17 protein-coding genes and 1 tRNA gene are annotated in these 16,452 nt (G+C 31.7%); 8 read left to right on the top strand and 10 right to left on the bottom strand.

Annotation, left to right across the window (positions count from 1 at the left end; genetic code table 11):
- Positions 1-31: 31 nt before the first annotated feature.
- A complete protein-coding gene (locus Q0783_RS16340) occupies positions 32-1,066 on the top strand; it encodes a M57 family metalloprotease (RefSeq protein ID WP_298760497.1) in 1,035 nt (344 codons plus the stop codon).
- Between the two features lie 115 nt (positions 1,067-1,181).
- On the top strand, positions 1,182-1,457 hold the full coding sequence (locus tag Q0783_RS16335; protein WP_230936721.1) for an ATP-dependent Clp protease adaptor ClpS: 276 nt from the start codon (positions 1,182-1,184) through the stop codon (positions 1,455-1,457).
- Here the strand turns inward: Q0783_RS16335 and Q0783_RS16330 are convergent.
- From Q0783_RS16330 to Q0783_RS16295, 8 genes are all read right to left on the bottom strand, one after another.
- On the bottom strand, positions 1,454-2,665 hold the full coding sequence (locus Q0783_RS16330; protein ID WP_298896909.1) for a hypothetical protein: 1,212 nt from the start codon (positions 2,663-2,665) through the stop codon (positions 1,454-1,456). The two genes, Q0783_RS16335 and Q0783_RS16330, sit on opposite strands and share 4 nt — an antisense overlap.
- A 106-nt stretch (positions 2,666-2,771) precedes the next feature.
- Positions 2,772-3,545 carry an outer membrane lipoprotein-sorting protein gene (locus Q0783_RS16325; RefSeq protein ID WP_298896907.1) on the bottom strand — a complete coding sequence of 258 codons (774 nt, stop codon included), beginning with the start codon at positions 3,543-3,545 and terminating at the stop codon, positions 2,772-2,774.
- A gap of 12 nt (positions 3,546-3,557) precedes the next feature.
- Positions 3,558-5,915, bottom strand: a complete 2,358-nt coding sequence (locus Q0783_RS16320) for an MMPL family transporter (protein WP_298896905.1) — start codon at positions 5,913-5,915, stop codon at positions 3,558-3,560.
- Positions 5,916-6,067: 152 nt separating this feature from the next.
- Positions 6,068-6,664: a TetR/AcrR family transcriptional regulator gene (locus Q0783_RS16315; protein WP_298896903.1), complete on the bottom strand. Its 597-nt coding sequence runs from the start codon at positions 6,662-6,664 to the stop codon at positions 6,068-6,070.
- Positions 6,665-6,778: 114 nt separating this feature from the next.
- Entirely contained in the window at positions 6,779-7,048 is a 270-nt protein-coding gene (locus tag Q0783_RS16310) for a heavy-metal-associated domain-containing protein (protein WP_298896901.1), read from the bottom strand.
- A gap of 3 nt (positions 7,049-7,051) precedes the next feature.
- Entirely contained in the window at positions 7,052-8,458 is a 1,407-nt protein-coding gene (locus Q0783_RS16305; protein ID WP_298896899.1) for an MBL fold metallo-hydrolase, read from the bottom strand.
- Between the two features lie 108 nt (positions 8,459-8,566).
- Entirely contained in the window at positions 8,567-8,977 is a 411-nt protein-coding gene (locus tag Q0783_RS16300; protein WP_298896897.1) for a DUF6691 family protein, read from the bottom strand.
- 1 nt (position 8,978) lies between these two features.
- Positions 8,979-9,539 carry a YeeE/YedE thiosulfate transporter family protein gene (locus Q0783_RS16295; RefSeq protein WP_298896895.1) on the bottom strand — a complete coding sequence of 187 codons (561 nt, stop codon included), beginning with the start codon at positions 9,537-9,539 and terminating at the stop codon, positions 8,979-8,981.
- A gap of 104 nt (positions 9,540-9,643) precedes the next feature.
- Here Q0783_RS16295 and Q0783_RS16290 point away from each other — a divergent pair.
- From Q0783_RS16290 to Q0783_RS16280, 3 genes are all read left to right on the top strand, one after another.
- Positions 9,644-9,717 (top strand) — tRNA-Arg (locus Q0783_RS16290).
- 258 nt (positions 9,718-9,975) lie between these two features.
- Positions 9,976-11,370, top strand: coding sequence for a hypothetical protein (locus tag Q0783_RS16285; protein ID WP_298896893.1), 1,395 nt, complete (start codon positions 9,976-9,978; stop codon positions 11,368-11,370).
- A 6-nt stretch (positions 11,371-11,376) separates the two neighbouring features.
- Complete coding sequence (locus Q0783_RS16280; protein ID WP_298896891.1) at positions 11,377-11,838, top strand: hypothetical protein; 462 nt, start codon at positions 11,377-11,379, stop codon at positions 11,836-11,838.
- A 448-nt stretch (positions 11,839-12,286) separates the two neighbouring features.
- Here Q0783_RS16280 and Q0783_RS16275 read toward each other — a convergent pair whose 3' ends face one another.
- Both Q0783_RS16275 and Q0783_RS16270 read right to left on the bottom strand, forming a co-directional pair.
- Complete coding sequence (locus Q0783_RS16275; protein ID WP_298760483.1) at positions 12,287-13,006, bottom strand: LytTR family DNA-binding domain-containing protein; 720 nt, start codon at positions 13,004-13,006, stop codon at positions 12,287-12,289.
- A 3-nt stretch (positions 13,007-13,009) separates the two neighbouring features.
- Positions 13,010-14,071 carry a histidine kinase gene (locus Q0783_RS16270; protein ID WP_298896889.1) on the bottom strand — a complete coding sequence of 354 codons (1,062 nt, stop codon included), beginning with the start codon at positions 14,069-14,071 and terminating at the stop codon, positions 13,010-13,012.
- Between the two features lie 132 nt (positions 14,072-14,203).
- Between Q0783_RS16270 and Q0783_RS16265 the strand changes: the two genes are divergently transcribed.
- From Q0783_RS16265 to Q0783_RS16255, 3 genes are read left to right on the top strand one after another with little or no spacing between them, the layout of a single operon-like run.
- Positions 14,204-14,638, top strand: a complete 435-nt coding sequence (locus Q0783_RS16265) for a DUF2177 family protein (RefSeq protein ID WP_298896887.1) — start codon at positions 14,204-14,206, stop codon at positions 14,636-14,638.
- 31 nt (positions 14,639-14,669) lie between these two features.
- A complete protein-coding gene (locus tag Q0783_RS16260) occupies positions 14,670-15,059 on the top strand; it encodes a YciI family protein (RefSeq protein ID WP_298896885.1) in 390 nt (129 codons plus the stop codon).
- A 3-nt stretch (positions 15,060-15,062) separates the two neighbouring features.
- Complete coding sequence (locus Q0783_RS16255; protein ID WP_298896883.1) at positions 15,063-16,376, top strand: alpha/beta fold hydrolase; 1,314 nt, start codon at positions 15,063-15,065, stop codon at positions 16,374-16,376.
- Positions 16,377-16,452: the final 76 nt, after the last annotated feature.

The following is a 16,452-nucleotide window of genomic DNA, read 5'->3' as shown; positions in this document are numbered from 1 at the left end:
AATACCATTTATTAACTTAATTTACTCAAAAATGAAAAATTTAAAATTTTTGACCTTAGCTGGTCTATGTCTAATGTTTTCTTTTCAATCTTGTGAAAAAGAAAATGTCACAGAGGATATTTCAAATCTAGACGAGGACATAATTATTAATATGAATAACCTTGAGAATAGAACCTTAGTTACTGATACAGAATTATTAGATGCTATTCAAACTTTAGATATCGACGTTGGAATTGTTTCCATTGGAGATTTTCACCTTCCAGATGGAACAATAGAAGAACGAATTTATATTGGTAGTGATATTGTTTTCACAAGAGATGAACTAAATACGCTAGCAGGTATCGGTTCTGATTTAAATCGTCAGTATAGAACGTTTAATTTAGTAACAGGAAATAATCAAACTATAAATATCTTAGGATATACTGGAGGTAGTCAAGCATTATCTAGTAAAGCGCAAACTGCTTTAACTAGAGCAGTTGCTAATTATAATAACATTAGTAATATGACGCTTCAGTTTAATTTATCATTTGGTACTAATTACCAAGCCGCAGATATGGTGGTATATGATAATTCTATAAATAATCCCGGAAACGGAGGTGTTGCTGGTTTTCCAAACTCAAATGGAGAACCAAATAAGTTTGTACAGATTTATGGTATAGAGCAATTTTCTACTAATGTCAATGAGCATGTCATTACTCATGAGATAGGACACTCTATTGGTTTTCGTCATTCAGATTGGTTTGATCGTTTAAGCTGTCCTCCATCTAGCCAAGGTAATGAAGGGTCGGGATCAAATGGTGCTGTACATATAGCTGGAACACCAACAGGTAGAGATTTAAGTTCAGTTATGCAAGCTTGTTTTTCGACAAGTGTTAGTGGTAATTTTAATGGAAATGATGTAACAGCTTTAAGAGCTATGTATCCAGCAAGTACTTCTGGTCCTTGTGATGGTGTCTCCGAATGGCAAAGTGGAGTAAGTTATAGTATTGGTGATCGCGTTACATATTTTGGTAACCTCTATGAACGTGTGAGTGGTGGTTGGACTTTTATAGGACCATGTAGCTAAGTCTAAACCGTAAGTTCAAATAGTAGTACTACAATAATTTTAAAAGACTTCTGTTCTATGAATAGAAGTCTTTTTTATTACTGAGATTTTTTTTAAATTTATATAAAAATAGTTGATGAGCACCAAAGAAAAAATACAGGAAGAACTCCTCGTCGATACCTTAGAGCAACCGCTTAATGAGATTGTACTCTACAATGATGATGTGAATACTTTTGATCATGTTATCGACACTTTAATTTATGCCTGCGATCATACACCAGAACAGGCTGAACAATGCTCAATTATTGTTCATTACAAAGGGCAATGTACAGTAAAAACTGGTGAATATAAAGAATTAGAACCTCGTTGTACTATGCTTTTGGAAGCTGGTCTAAGTGCTGAAATTGTTTAAAAGAATTTAGAAATAGATAGTCTTAAAAATGTATCTTCTCTAAAGTTAGATAGGATAAATTCGCTGTTGTCTATATTGCTAAAAAAACGACCTTCTAATTCTACTTTCCAACTATTTCCTAGTCTGCGAGACCCTTCAATACTGAAAATTTTACTTGAAGATTCTAAATCGGCAATTCCTCCAATTAATATAGACGTATCTTGGGTATCATTAAGGGCAATTCGACTTCCGAAGAATATATCATTTTGAAGTGCATTTAATGCTAATTCATCTCTATCATCGTATAGATATTCTCCTAAAACACCAATATCTAATCCATTTCCATTTATATTACTAAAGGTGTATTCTAATCCTGCCACCAATGCAAAGAAGTCTTGTGCTTCAGAGCTGCGATAAATGGATTCAAATTTCCAAAGAAAAGCATTATGAGTTACTTGAAGATCTAAGCCTGTTTGATTGATAACTGGGTAAAAAGCATTAATATTTCCGGAGGTATCAAAAGCGAACAGCGGTTCACGACCATTACCATAAAAATGGGATAATCCAATATCAAATGCTCCAAAAAAATGAGACCATCTAATTGCGAAATCTTGTCGCCATTCTTTTGCACTACTCTCATAGTTTATGGCGTCTTCATCTATGACTAAAGGAAATCGCAAACGGCCTTTTTCTCCTGGAAATACTCTTTTACGATGATAAGGAAGGTAGAAAATATCAAAATTCCCATAATTGGTCGACAGTGTATATTGAATCATTGGCTGTCCAAGTTTATCTTCACCGTCAAAAGACTCTACAGCATCTGTTTGATTGATAATGTCGACAAGATGATTACTTTCTGTAACACCCCAAAATATTTTTTTAAGACCTATGCTAAGCTCCCAATTATTTTTGGCTTTTTGATAATACAATTCTCTTATATCCCAATGCGTTCTATTATCGTCTTGGTCTAATCTAAAGAAACCTGTGGCATTTATACTTTCGTAACCGTCATTCCATTGTAGACTGTATTCTGGTTGAATGGCTATTGATGGAAAATGATCTTTTTGTCCTTCAAAAGCACCTTGGTTTGGGAAATAGCGATATTCAGCTTCAAGTTCAAGCTCGAATTCATGGACTAAAGTATTATCTTCCTCTTGAGCATAACTACTAAATTGAGTTAATAAAAAAAGAAAAATAAATATGTGATATGATGATTTAAGAATTTTCATTGCTATGATAATTTAAAAGCGCAATACCGAAAACTATTGCTATTAACCAATACTAACTAAAACGATGAAGGAAAATAGTTAACGATATTGCGACTTTTTAACGCTATTAATTACCGGCTCTTTTAAGTGCAACTTGAGAAAAATCATCATCGGTCAAGTTAACATCAAAATTATAATCCTTGAATTCTAGTCGCGTTTCTTTATTACTTTGATGATTTACCATATTAAAAACACTTGCCCTCCAGAATTTATTTTTATAAAGTTTATAATCGGAATAGGTTAAGGTCTTTAAAAGGGCATTTTTTCTATCATAGAACTCAACTTTTTCAATTCTGTATCCTTTATTTTTGTTATAGCTTACTAATCGTCGTGTGTAACCAGATTTAGGATCTACAGGATCTTGTTCAACGATAAGAAGACCATTCTTTTCTTCGAGAAATTTATATGAGTATTTTTCTACTTCTTGAGAAGAGAGGTCCTCATAAGCAAATTCACTGCCAACAAAAGGTCCTGATTTGTTATTAGATGATATTCGTTTAACACGCTTTATTGATGGTAAGTATAACCATTGATCATCAGAACCTACTTTATGAGTAAATGTCAAGGTTGAGGTACCTTTAACATCTTTCGGACTATTAAAAACGATTAAAGATTTGTCTCCATCTTCGGTTAGTTCTAAAGTTCTAGTAGTTAGTGAGCGTTCACTAGTTTGTCCGTTTTTGTTCTTTAAGGTCATTTTCAATTGAACAGAGGAACTATTAAATCCTAAATCGGCTTTTTCAGCAGCTTTAGCTATGTCTAATCCACGCTGTTCAGGTGTTTGTGCATTAGCAAATCCTATGATTGATAATGCAACGACTGTAATTATTGTTTTTTTCATTTTTACTATGATTTAATTATTTGCTTTAATTGATGTATTCTTTTTACTTGTTAAAATGAGTAGACTTGGTAATAGGATAAAATCAATTACCAATGCTGAAATGATAATGATTACGGTAATTCTAGCCATGTAGCTATTAAGTGCAAATGATGATGTAGATAGAATTGCGAAACCTGCAAGTAAGACTAATGTTGTTGTTACAAGCGCCTTCCCAACAGTTTCAAAGGCATAGATTACAGCTTGTTTGGCATCATAACCTAACTCTCGACGCGCTCTTAAAAATTTACTCATAAAATGCACAGTATCGTCTACAATAATCCCTAGGGTCATACCAAAAACGATAACCATTCCAGTATTTATTTGCCCTTTATATAGTGCCCAGATTCCAAAACCAACCAATACAGGTGTTACGTTTGGTATTATACTTAATAATCCCAGTTTAAAATTTCGTAAAGCAAACATCAGAACTAAAGAAATTAGAATAAGAGCTATAATATTTCCTTTAAACATGCTATCTGCTTGTCTAAATCCTAGTTTAGAAAACATTAGTGTTGGACTAACACCAATAGCGTGCATTGGTTCTGGTGTATTATTTTTAAGCCAGTCTTCGCCTTTTTTTGCAAAGACAATCATATCTGCACTAGTAACATTTTCAATAGTTACAGTTACACGAGTTTCAGATTTATCTACATTGATTTGGTTGTTTAAATCCAACCCAAAAGGCAATGAGAGTTCATATAATAATAAGTATTGAGCTGCTTCTTCACGATTATCAGGTACGCGATAAAACTGCTCATTATCGCCATGCATAGAGCGATTTACACGTCTAGCAACTTCACTAAAGGCATTAACATGAACCACTTCAGGCTGTTCTTCCAACCAATTTTCAAAAGCATTAAGGTTTTTTAGATATTCTGGATTATTAATTCCTCCGCTTTCGCCACTTCCAATAGAATATTCAATATTATAGATTCCAGTTAAGTTGTCACTTATGTAATCTGTATCTGTTCTAAATTCTACACTTTCATCAAAATAGTTGATGAATTCATCATTAAATGAATTTTTGGTGGCTAGGTAAGTTAATCCTCCAATAATCACTAGTGATATAATGGTTAATCGACGTGGTTGTTTCACTACAAATTCACCAAGCGTGGTATACCAGTTTACTTTTATAAACTTTGATTCTTCTTTCTGTTTAGCTTTTGATTTCACTGGTAATATGGCCATTAAAGCGGGTAGAGCAGTAGTTGAAAATAGAAATGCCATTGTCATACCAAATGCAGTAATATTTCCGAGGTCCCAAAATGGCGGAACATCACCAAAGTTCATTGTTAAAAACCCAATAACTGTAGTTAAACTTGTAATAAAAACAGGCATAAAATTTAATCGCATTGATTCTGTCAAAGCGTCTATTTTACTCAGGCCATCTTTTCGCATTTTTTGAAGCATAGTAATCAATATGTGAATACTATCAGCAACAGCCAGTGTCAAAATCATGGTTGGAAATACCGAAGAGGGTGGTGTGAGTTTGATACCCATAAGCCCTACAAAACCAACAGCACTCATGATAGAGAACATAACAACAACAAGTGTCGCTATGGTGCTATAAATATTTCTAGTAAGGATAAATGTGGTAATAATAACAATGATCAACATGATCATAGTGAGCATGAGATCTCTCATAGATGCTTCAAAAAAAGCAGTGTTGAGTGGAACCAAGCCTGAAGAGTGTACTTCAAAATTTGGATGTTTCTCTTTGAAGTTAGCAATCATTTCTCTTACGAATGCTGTCACTTCTGGAATTTCTTTTGCGCTATCTTCACCTGGTAGTCTAACCGTTATGTTAATAGCCGTTACGCTTCCGCTTTTGTTTAAAATACGATTGACCAATAAAGGTTCTTTTAAAGCTCTTTGTTTTATTTGTTCTATTTCAGATTCGCTTTTAAGCTCAGATTCATAAGACAAATCATCGACGTAAAGATCGTCACCTTGAGCACTTGTATATTGAAAATTGGTCAATGCATCTACTCTCGAAGAGTATGGGGTATTCCAAGCTTCAGCAGTTAGATTCTCAATGGCCGAAAGATTATCTTTGGTAAATACATTTTTATTACTTGGTGATAAGACCAGTATAACATTATCATCCTTAGTATATTTCTCTTGTAAGGCATCAAATGCTTCTAATTCTGGATTAGACTTGCTAAAAAACACATGATAATCACCATCAAATTCCATATTGCCTTGAGAGCCCAGTCCCATTGCTAGAATTAGAGATGCAATTAATACATACCATTTTCTTTTGATTACAAATTCGGCCCATTGTTTTGCGAATCTGTTTGATTTGTCTCTTACTTTTTTGATTGCGTTCATTGTTTGATTGAATTAGTTGACCAGTCAATTAGTGAAATTGACATAAGTCATCGTTAGTTTAATAATAAGACGATTCTAATGATACATTAGTGGACAATTTTTTTAATTACTTTTATAATTGACCAGTCGTCTATAGTTTTGTCAAAAAAAAATTATTTCAAAAGAACATTTCTTATCATATTCATAAAATTATCAATAGGGTAAGAATCATTCATTTCTTTCATAGTTGTCATAGAACCTTTCCCAGCGTCTTCAATAAATGCTGCTATATCAGAAGCTGCCATTGTATTACTGATTTCTCCAAAGTCTTGAGCTTCTTGGATAACCTCGGTAATAATAGATAATACTTGTTGTTCTTTATGTAAAATGCTAGTTCTAATGAGTTCACTGTGTTCAGACATTTCATTGCCTAAATTACAAGCCATGCATCCCATTTTACAATCCATTTCATTTTTTAAGATGTTATACCTAAACTCATGAAAATCTAAAAGGCGTTGTTTTGGTGATACCGCTTTATTTTGTAAAATTTCTTTGGCAGGAGTAAAGTGATCATCAAAATATTTTTCGATGGCTTTAACCGCAAAATCTTCTTTACTTTCAAAATAGAAATAGAAAGAACCTTTAGGTATTCCAGCTACTTTTACAATATCGTTTACACTCGTTGCATTATAACCTTTAGACCATAGCAATTCTATCCCTTTGTCTAAAAGGGTATCTGCTTTGAGGTCATGTTTTAAGGTTTTTGCCATTTGTTTCTTTTACGGAGCAAATATATGACCACTCGTCTAGTAAATAAAATTTTTATGTGTTAAATTTTTTATAACATAAAAATAATTGGAGGTAATATGTTGTTTTTTAGAGTGTTATTTGTTTATTCTTCCAACTGCACAGCTTACAAAAGATTTAGCTTTTTTAGTTAATGGGTTTGCCTCTCCCTCCACTGGATATCCTAATGTAGATAATAATGATGTAGCAGTTTCTAGTTGTTTATCACTAGTGTAGTTAAAGTGTACAGAATGAGATTCGTTATTGACAGTAACATCATTTATACCTTCCAAACTTTCTAAACGTGTTATGATTGTATTTGCACAACCACCACATTTTAAGTTTTGAATATGTAAGATCGTTTCCATAATTTATAATGTTGACGGACAAACAAAGTCCGTTGTTGGTAAATCTGTTTTCTTAATCGCTCCAAAGCCGCCTGCAATATCGACGAGGTTATGAAATCCGCGAGCTTTTAAAATTGATGCAGCTATCACACTTCTATAACCTCCAGCACAATGAATGTGGTATGTTTTTTCTTTAGAAACTTCATTCATGTTTTCATTGATGAAATCTAAAGCAAAATGCTGCGCATCTTCAAGATGCATACTACTATATTCTCCATCTTTTCTAACATCTAATATGTTTACGCCTCCTTGCTTTACTCTATCTGCAAACTCTTCTGCAGAAATAGATTCAAGCGTGTCTATATCATTTCCAGCAGTAATCCAAGATTCAATACCACCCTCTAAATATCCGAGTGTGTTATCATAGCCTACACGCGATAATCGCGTTACAGCTTCTTCACTTTTACCTTCAGGAACAACTAAAAGAATAGGTTGTTTAATATCTGTGATTAAGGCGCCAACCCAAGGGGCAAATCCACCATGTAAACCAATAAATATTGAATTAGGGATATGACCTTTAATATATTCGCTTTCTGGTCTAACATCAAGAACTAAAGCCTCTTCGTGATTAGCCATGGCTTCAAAATCTTCAGGAGATAATGGTATATTTCCAGTTTTAAGAACCGTTTCAAAAGTATCATAACCCGTTTTATTGAGCATTGCATTTTTTGCAAAATACTGAGGTGGTGGTGCAATACCGTCAAGCACTTCTTTTACGAATTCTGCTTTAGTCATATCTGCTCTTAACGCGTAGTTAGTTTTCTTTTGATCACCTATAGTACCCACAGTTTCTTTACTAAGATTTTTTCCGCATGCAGAACCAGCACCATGAGCAGGATATACAATAACATCGTCTGCTAATGGCATTATTTTTTCTCGAAGTGAATCATAGAGCATAGCTGCTAAATCTTCTTTTGTTAAATCAGATTTAATGGCTAGGTCAGGTCGACCAACATCACCTAAAAACAGTGTGTCTCCAGAAAATATGGCATGATGTTTTCCGTTTTCATCTATCAATAAATATGTTGTCGACTCTAAGGTATGACCAGGAGTATGTAATGCTTTTATTGTAACATTTCCAAGTTTAAACTCTTCATTGTCTTTTGCTGAGTGAATCTCATAAGTTGTTTCAGCTCCTGGTCCATAAATAATTGTTGCTCCAGTATTTTTAGCTAGATCAACATGACCAGACACAAAATCGGCATGAAAATGAGTTTCAAAGATATATTTGATCTTGGCGTTATTACTGTTGGCTTTATCGATGTAAGCTTGTGTTTCGCGAAGTGGGTCAATAATAGCAACCTCACCATTTGATTCTATATAGTAAGCACCTTGTGCTAAACAGCTTGTGTATAATTGTTCTATTTTCATAGGAATATAATATTTGGCTCCAATACAGGAGGTATTAATGCTAAGTGCACTTTAGATGGCAAAGATACGAAGTATTCTTTTTTATAATCTGATAAAAATCAGCTTTTGCTAATGTGGTAATTTATCTTTTAGTACACCATATATAAAAGTTCCAAGAATAGCGGCAAGAATAACGATTATAACCGAAAATGCTCCTGTACCAACAAGAATGTACATTGGACCTGGGCATGCGCCAGACAAAGCCCAACCCAATCCAAAGATAATGCCTCCTATAATATAGCGAGATAGGCCTTTTGCTTTTTTTGGAACGGTCATTAATCCGCCATTTATATTTTTGAAATTTTTACTTAATAGCAGCAAAATAATTCCAGTGATTACAGCCGTTCCAATAATGCCATACATATGAAAAGATTCAAACTTGAACATTTCGTAGATGCGATACCATGAGACTGCTTCAGATTTTACGAGTACGATTCCGAATATAATTCCGACGAATAAAAATTTTATATACTTTGCCATATTAACCAAAAATTAAAGGGAATACTAAATGAATCATGATCAGGCCTCCTAAAAAGAAACCGATAACTGCTATTAAAGACGGTAATTGTAAGCTACTTAATCCAGTGATAGCATGACCAGAAGTACAGCCACCAGCATAACGAGTACCAAAACCCACAAGAAAACCACCAATAATTAAAATAGCTAAACCTTTCAAACTAAATACAGCATCCCAGCTGTAAAGTTCTGCTGGAAGTAATGATTTACCAGCATTTTCAAAACCAAGTGTACTTAAGGTGTTAACAGTATCAGGATTAAGATTGATGTTTGTTGGTGTTGAGAGATAGGAATGCGCGATAAAACCACCAATAACGGCTCCGAGAACGACGGTAAGATTCCAGCGTTGTTGTTTCCAATCGAAATCAAAAAACTTTACTTTTTTTCCAGCACCTCCAATGGCGCAAATGGTTCTGAGGTTGGAAGACATACCAAATGTTTTTCCAAAATATATGAGGACAAACATGATAATGGCGATAAGCGGACCAGAGATATACCATGGCCAAGGTTCTAAAATGGATTGCATAAAACTAAAGTGAAAAATTAAGTTCAAAAATAAGAATTTAGATTTTTGAAATAATAGTTTGGTTATAAATTAATAAAAGTACTATATTTGCATCCACAAAAAAAGGCCATGTGGCGCAACTGAATAGCGCACTTGATTACGGCTCAAGAGGTTGCAGGTTTGAATCCTGCCATGGTCACAGGTTTTAACCTATAAAGCCCCGAAACACTAGTGTTTCGGGGCTTTCTGCTTTTATGCGCTAGGATTCAAACGTAACAAATGGTATTTTTTTAAAAAGCTGTTTATCAATTGTTTGTAATTGTGAATTTTGTTATTATTGTCATTTTTGTCCCACTCTTTTTTTAGTGGGACAAACTTTAGACCATTCGTTTTGAAAAGAATTTTATATATTTAGTTGCTCTCCCTTTAAGCATAATCCTTAAAATAAATTATTGAAATGGCAGATGAAAACAGTTTGCATAATATTCTTTTGGAAAATATGCAAGAAATTAGAGATTATGTCGAAGAAGAATTTGATGTACCAAGCTCAAGTCATGATATTCATAATCAAAAGCTGAGGATATCTATATCTATTTCCTTAAAGAATGCAGGTTCTGAAAATGAGTATAGATTGAAATTACATAGATATAGAAGAGAATCAAGTAATATTGGATATTTAAATCTTAATATTACTGATGACCTTCTTAATGATATAGGTTTTAAACACTCGACTTTTATATTAGAATTATCAGGTCTAAGTCTAAGAAATCCAACCAACGCTTATATCAATGTAGTCAACGAGGCAGGAACTAATATTAGTTTTATTACTTCTGGTCACTTTGTTGTAGATAGAATTACTTTTAATGGTAATTTTGATTTGGTTAAGGTTTTGAATTTGAGCGTTACAAGGATGTATTTTGAATCAGGTTATTTTAATGAAGTTGAACTTATTAAAAATAATGGAAAAAACTCAGAAGGAAACCTTAAGATAAATACAAATATAGGGGCTCTTAAATTGTCTCATTGTAAAAGTTATAGCTACGAGATTGAAAATATTAATTTAATAGAATCTTCAATTGATAATAATCAAGGAAGTCTTTTCCTTATTAAAGGATTAACTGAAGTAAGCTCTTTCAGTTTTAATCGTAATACTATTGATTATCTTGTTGTTTCTAATATCAAAACTAAAGATGATGGAGGTAAGCTTATGCTTACTGAAAATACAGTTAATATTAATGCTAAGTTCGAAAACCTAAATTTTAAAGAAAGAGTAAGTTGGTTAGTAAGAAAAACTAAATTAAGTATAGATTTCAGAAGTAATAAACTAATAGAGTTTGATTTTGAAAATGTTGCTTGGTCCTATAAAGCATTATTTTCTTCAAAAGCATCAAGTAGTGTGTTATTCTCTATCCTTGAACTGAAGAGTATATTTTCAAAATCTAAAGAAACTCAAAACGAAAAACTTTTTGAAGCATTTGAAAAAAGAAACTATTATGATAACAATTCTTTTGATTTATCTCTTTTCCTTTCTTATTGGTCAAATAAATTTGGATTATCACTAAGAAGGCCTTTTTTATGGATATTAATTTTTACAACACTTGAAGTGTTTTTGATTATTATTTTATCCGGTGAATGCAGAAGTGTCTTTTTCGACAACTGGGGTATATTTACTCATTTATTTTCTCCTGTACATAAAACCGAAGTGTTTTTTACTTTATTAAAAGAGACTTGTTATGAACCAAAGAATTTTAAAAATTTGATTTATGTAATTGATAATGTGAATAGAATAATTCTTACTTATTTGATCTTTCAGTTTGTTGGAGCCTTTAGATATAAATATAATTTGAAATAGTAGATTATGGAAGTTAAACATTGGATTGAAATATCAAAAATAGCGTTTGCTTTAATTGGGATTTTTTTGACTGCAAGATTTGCTTTACGAAGAATGAAAGAAAATATAAGGCTCACAGCTAATTTAAAGTGGAAAGAAGATTTTAGATTAAGGCTTGTTGAATTCCTAAATACTTCATTGCTTTTGTCAAATAAAGCAATCTCTGTTGGATTTGAGTCAGAAGGTAACCCCGATTCCGAGTTTGATGAATTCATTGAAATGATTCATAAGTTGCATACAAATTATTATGCGTTAGAAATGATGCTAGATTTAAAAGATGAAAGAACCAATGATCTAACTAAAATTTATAGGTCAATGATTGATAATTTTATGGATGTATCCGAAGGTAAGGAAGTTGAAGAAAATGAAGAAGAAGCTCTTGATAGTGAATTCTATATAGTTGCTAAAGAAATTTATGATGAACATTAGATTTTTTTGAATAAAAACTATGGATAAGTTATTCATTTTTGCCCCATTTAAAATGTTAAGTAATTAATAATTAGCTATTTAAACATGAAATTAGAATCCTGCCATGGTCACGAATAAACAAAAAAGCAAGCAAAATAAAATAGCTTGCTTTTTTTATTTTGTGGCTTTTTTGTTTTCAAAGCGGAGCTTTGTCAGGAAGGACGGAGTCAATCCTACAGTGGTCACTAAAAACTAGTAAAGGGAGAAAAATTTTGTAAAACCAATAATTTTAAGAGTTTTTGTAGTTTTTGGGCAGTCATAAAATCAATCAATTGATAAAAGCTAATTACAATGGCGAAGATGAAAATGTAAAACCCTTCAAGCCCATATTAAATATCACAATAAGAAAATAGGGAATGCTCTCGCATCTGGTTCATTAGAAAGTTTAGAACCTGTTAGCTTTAGTATTTCAATATTTATTTGATTTTTTTAACTTAATATTTCCTTTTAAATAAACAAATTGTTGAGCTATGTTGATAGTCTCTTTCACTATGTAACTTGTGTTAATAATTGAAGACCTATTTATTCTAACAAATTCTTTACTTGAAACAATTTGTTCAATTTCTTTGAGCGTTTTTCTTACAAGAACGCTTGTCTCATCAACTTTATGAATAAGACTATAATATCCATCTGCCTCTATCCAAATAATATTTTCTGGTAAGAAATAATGAACACTAGAACCTTCTATAATTTCGAATTTGAAAGTATTATGAGTGTAATTTTGATTTACTAATACATTTAATAAACTTTGAATGTTCGTTTTTTCTTTATTGTGGTAGGCTCTTTCTATTGCCTTATTAAAACGATTTTCATCGTAGGGCTTTAAAAGATAATCTGTAGCTGCGATATCAAATGCTTCAACCGCATATTGGTTATATGCCGTAATGAATATAATTTGAGCTTCGAGTTTATTTTTTAATTGAGTAAGAACTTCAAATGCAGTCATATCTTTAAGTTCAATATCCAATAGAATAAGATCTGAACTACAATCATTGATGATTTTTAGAGCTTTTTTTCCACTATCAGCGGTGCCAACAACTTCTAACAAAGGATGTTTAACGGCAAATTTTTGCAGTCTTCTTAAAGCAGCACCTTCATCTTCAACTAGTATTGTTTTAATTCTTTCCATAGCTTAAGTAAAATTAATATCATTTATTACCCAATTATCTTTTTGATAAATTTTAAATTGAGCATTATCTTCAAAATGATATTCTAGACGCTGCTTAACCAACTGAAGACCGGTATTAGTTCTTAACTTTTTTAGCAAGGATTGACCATTATTTTTAATCCTAACGGATTTATTTATCAAGTTAATTTCAATCACAAGTTTAAGTTTATAGTCTATGTTCTTAAATCCATGTTTAATACTATTTTCTACGATTGGTTGTAATATCATTGCTGGAACTTCAAATTTTTCATTTTTACCTTTTAATTCTGTAAAAACCCACTCAACATCTATTTGATCTTCATACCTTGACTTTTCTATGGAAAGGTATTTTTTGAGTAAATCTATTTCCTCATTTATTGAAATCAGTTTTTTAGGTTTAATGTCCATTGAATACCGCAAGAGATCACTCAAATTGATTAACGATTTTTGTGCTTTATTTTTATTTTCTTCTATCAAAGCTACAATACTATTCAAAGTGTTAAACAAAAAATGTGGTTGTAATTTTGCCTTTAGAGCATTGTGTTTAACTTTTAAAAGTTCATTCTCAATTTTATTTTTTGCTAGGTTGGTTTGTTCTCTACTTTTAAAATAATTAAACGCAAAAAGAATTGATATTAAAAAAATGTAGTTCTGTAGAATTGTATGGAATCCATTTGCAAAAACATCTTTTACCTGACCCCTTATCCAATTAACATTTAGTTGTTCAATTAATGTACCGTAGAGAATAATAACAAAAAATAAATAAGCGAAGCTATAGACTAGACTATGGATTAAAAACAACAAATATTTCCAATTGGCTTTTATTGCTATGATGAATTTAAACCCTGGGACTACCCATATAAATAGAAGAATTGTACCAATTAAAAGAACTGAAAAAGGGAACTTTAATATGTCACTTAAATTGAATTGATTAAAATCAAATACACCTGCAATTAGTCGTTGAGTTAATGTTAAAATAACAATTAATAGCCAAGCAAAAAATAGTATAGCACGCTCATTTTTGAAATAAGATTTAAATTTTTCCATTGTATCAAATTTATTAAAAAATAAAATGGGGTAATTGACAACTGACTTCAAATTTTACAACTTTAGATTCAAAACCATAACGTTTTACTTTGGTTAATAAAGAAAGATAAAAATCATTTATAAATTCATTAATTGAAGTATAAAATCATAAAGAAAATGAAGAAAAATTTATTGGCCTTTCTTATATCATTTATAGTAATGTTTATTCTTGGCGGTCTGTGGAATGCCATAATAATGAATGACTTTTATATTAATAATTCGCCAACTATAATAAGACCAGAAGAAGATTTTAATTTACCAATTATCGCTCTTGGTTACCTCATTCTATCTGCAATAATGACATTGATTGTAGTTAAGAACTTTAACGAAAATCCAAAATTCATAAGGGGTTTCATTTTCGGAGCAACATTTGGTTTGGCAGCTACCTTGCCTTTGTACTTAATACTTTGGGGAAGATGGGATTTCCCATTGGTCTATGGTTTAGTTGATACCTTATGGCATTTAATGGAGCAGGGTATAGGTGCTGTAGTATTGTGTAAAGTTATCTATTCCAATAAAAAAATATGATTCAACGAGTAACTTAATTTAATATACTGATATGAAAGACAAGAAATTTTTAATAATGTTATTTTTCCTTTTTGCATCGCAATTGTTTGCTCAGACAGAGAATTTACCAAAAAATGTGGTTTATCATTTTGTTGAGTTAATTCCTACTGAAAAAAGTTTCGAATCTACCGATTTGCAAAAAATTCAAATGGATCATATGAAAAATATAAGAAAATTAGCCTCTGAAGGTAAATTACTACTTGCTGGTCCATTTAAAGACGGTGGCGGCTTATTTGTTTTAAATACTAATTCTATACAAAAAGCCGAAAACTGGGTTCAAGAGGATCCTGCAGTAAAAGCTGGGCGATTTAAATATAAAATACGAACATGGTATACCCAAACAGGTATGTTGACATTAGAAAACTCAAACAGTAAAGATTAGATTATGAAAAGTTTGATTTTTGTTTTTGCCTTTTTAACATTCAATATTTCCAGCAGTCAGTCTAAAACTGATGATTTGAAAAGAAGAGCTGATGTCAAAGCTAAAATGAAATTTAATGCTCCAAGTATATTAATAACAAGTGTTCCGACCACTAGTACTGAGTATAAAAATGGGCTAAGGGATAATGACCTTATTATCAAGATTGATAACAACAATATTACTACTAACGACCAATATTTAAAATTAATTAGAGGTTTACGCTCGAATAGAAAATATACCTTTCTAGTTAATAGAAATGGGTATATAAAAACTATTGAATTGACTTTTCAACCAAAACAAAAAGAAGTAGTAAAAGAACTCGATATTGATTATCAATCATTCATTACTAATTATGGTTATAAAATTAGAACTGTTGTAACCAAGCCTAAATCACCCAGAACGACAAAAAAATTACCTGCTATTCTTTTTGTGCAATGGCTATCCTGTAGTTCAGTTGAATCAAGAGGAAGTAACCACGGCTTTTCAAATTTAATTTGGGAGCTATCAAAGAGCGGTTATTTAGTTCAAAGAACAGAAAAGTTTGGTGTTGGCGATAGTGAAGGGCCAGATTGTAGTGAACTTGATTTTACAACAGAAGTCAATATACATAGAGAAGCGCTAGAACAACTAAAATTAAGAGATGATATAGATCTAGAAAACATAATTATTCTTGGAGGTAGTATGGGAAGTAACATAGCAGCAATATTAGCTTCTGAAAATAAGGATTTAAAAGCATTGATATTTGCAGGAGGTTATTATAAATCATGGCATGAAAGATTGTTGGATTTTGAACGGAGAAGAATGGAATACAGTAATGAAAAACCAGAAGAAGTTTATTCAAAAATGAAATTGTATTCAGAGTTTTATGCAATGTGTTTTAGTGAAAAACTTAAGCCTAGTGAAATTTTGAAAAAAAAACCTCATCTATTACCAGTTTGGCCTAGTGAAAGTAACCTGCAATATGGTAGACCAATTGAGTTTTATTGGCAAGTAAATGACACCAATATGGGTAAAGTGTGGAGTGCTGTTTCACAACCAATTTTAGCACTATATGGAGAATACGATTGGGTTATGGATAAAGAAGATAGTCAAAGAATTATTGAAAAATCTAGCAACCCGAATTCTAAACTCATCACACTTACTAAAACAGATCATAATCTTTATTTTTATAGAGATTCAGCTTCAGCTAAAGAAGGGTTTAATAACAGATCTACAATTCCAAATAAAGATATACCTGCTCAAATTATTCATTGGTTAGATGAATTAATGCTTCAATAAGGTTTTTTCTACTTCATAAAAATGTATTTCTACTTCAATTAAGGATTTTTTAATTATTCGATGGCAATAAAGATTA

Source organism: uncultured Psychroserpens sp., assembly GCF_947500255.1.
Lineage (GTDB): Bacteria > Bacteroidota > Bacteroidia > Flavobacteriales > Flavobacteriaceae > Psychroserpens.
The sequence above is the reverse complement of the archived record's forward strand: the minus strand, read 5'-3'. Positions and strand labels throughout refer to the sequence as shown.

Coding starts and splice junctions, on each gene's coding strand:
- Q0783_RS16340 (WP_298760497.1), top strand. CDS start 32: ATGAAAAATTTAAAATTTTTGACCTTAGCTGGTCTATGTCTAATGTTT.
- Q0783_RS16335 (WP_230936721.1), top strand. CDS start 1,182: ATGAGCACCAAAGAAAAAATACAGGAAGAACTCCTCGTCGATACCTTA.
- Q0783_RS16330 (WP_298896909.1), bottom strand. CDS start 2,665: ATGAAAATTCTTAAATCATCATATCACATATTTATTTTTCTTTTTTTA.
- Q0783_RS16325 (WP_298896907.1), bottom strand. CDS start 3,545: ATGAAAAAAACAATAATTACAGTCGTTGCATTATCAATCATAGGATTT.
- Q0783_RS16320 (WP_298896905.1), bottom strand. CDS start 5,915: ATGAACGCAATCAAAAAAGTAAGAGACAAATCAAACAGATTCGCAAAA.
- Q0783_RS16315 (WP_298896903.1), bottom strand. CDS start 6,664: ATGGCAAAAACCTTAAAACATGACCTCAAAGCAGATACCCTTTTAGAC.
- Q0783_RS16310 (WP_298896901.1), bottom strand. CDS start 7,048: ATGGAAACGATCTTACATATTCAAAACTTAAAATGTGGTGGTTGTGCA.
- Q0783_RS16305 (WP_298896899.1), bottom strand. CDS start 8,458: ATGAAAATAGAACAATTATACACAAGCTGTTTAGCACAAGGTGCTTAC.
- Q0783_RS16300 (WP_298896897.1), bottom strand. CDS start 8,977: ATGGCAAAGTATATAAAATTTTTATTCGTCGGAATTATATTCGGAATC.
- Q0783_RS16295 (WP_298896895.1), bottom strand. CDS start 9,539: ATGCAATCCATTTTAGAACCTTGGCCATGGTATATCTCTGGTCCGCTT.
- Q0783_RS16285 (WP_298896893.1), top strand. CDS start 9,976: ATGGCAGATGAAAACAGTTTGCATAATATTCTTTTGGAAAATATGCAA.
- Q0783_RS16280 (WP_298896891.1), top strand. CDS start 11,377: ATGGAAGTTAAACATTGGATTGAAATATCAAAAATAGCGTTTGCTTTA.
- Q0783_RS16275 (WP_298760483.1), bottom strand. CDS start 13,006: ATGGAAAGAATTAAAACAATACTAGTTGAAGATGAAGGTGCTGCTTTA.
- Q0783_RS16270 (WP_298896889.1), bottom strand. CDS start 14,071: ATGGAAAAATTTAAATCTTATTTCAAAAATGAGCGTGCTATACTATTT.
- Q0783_RS16260 (WP_298896885.1), top strand. CDS start 14,670: ATGAAAGACAAGAAATTTTTAATAATGTTATTTTTCCTTTTTGCATCG.
- Q0783_RS16255 (WP_298896883.1), top strand. CDS start 15,063: ATGAAAAGTTTGATTTTTGTTTTTGCCTTTTTAACATTCAATATTTCC.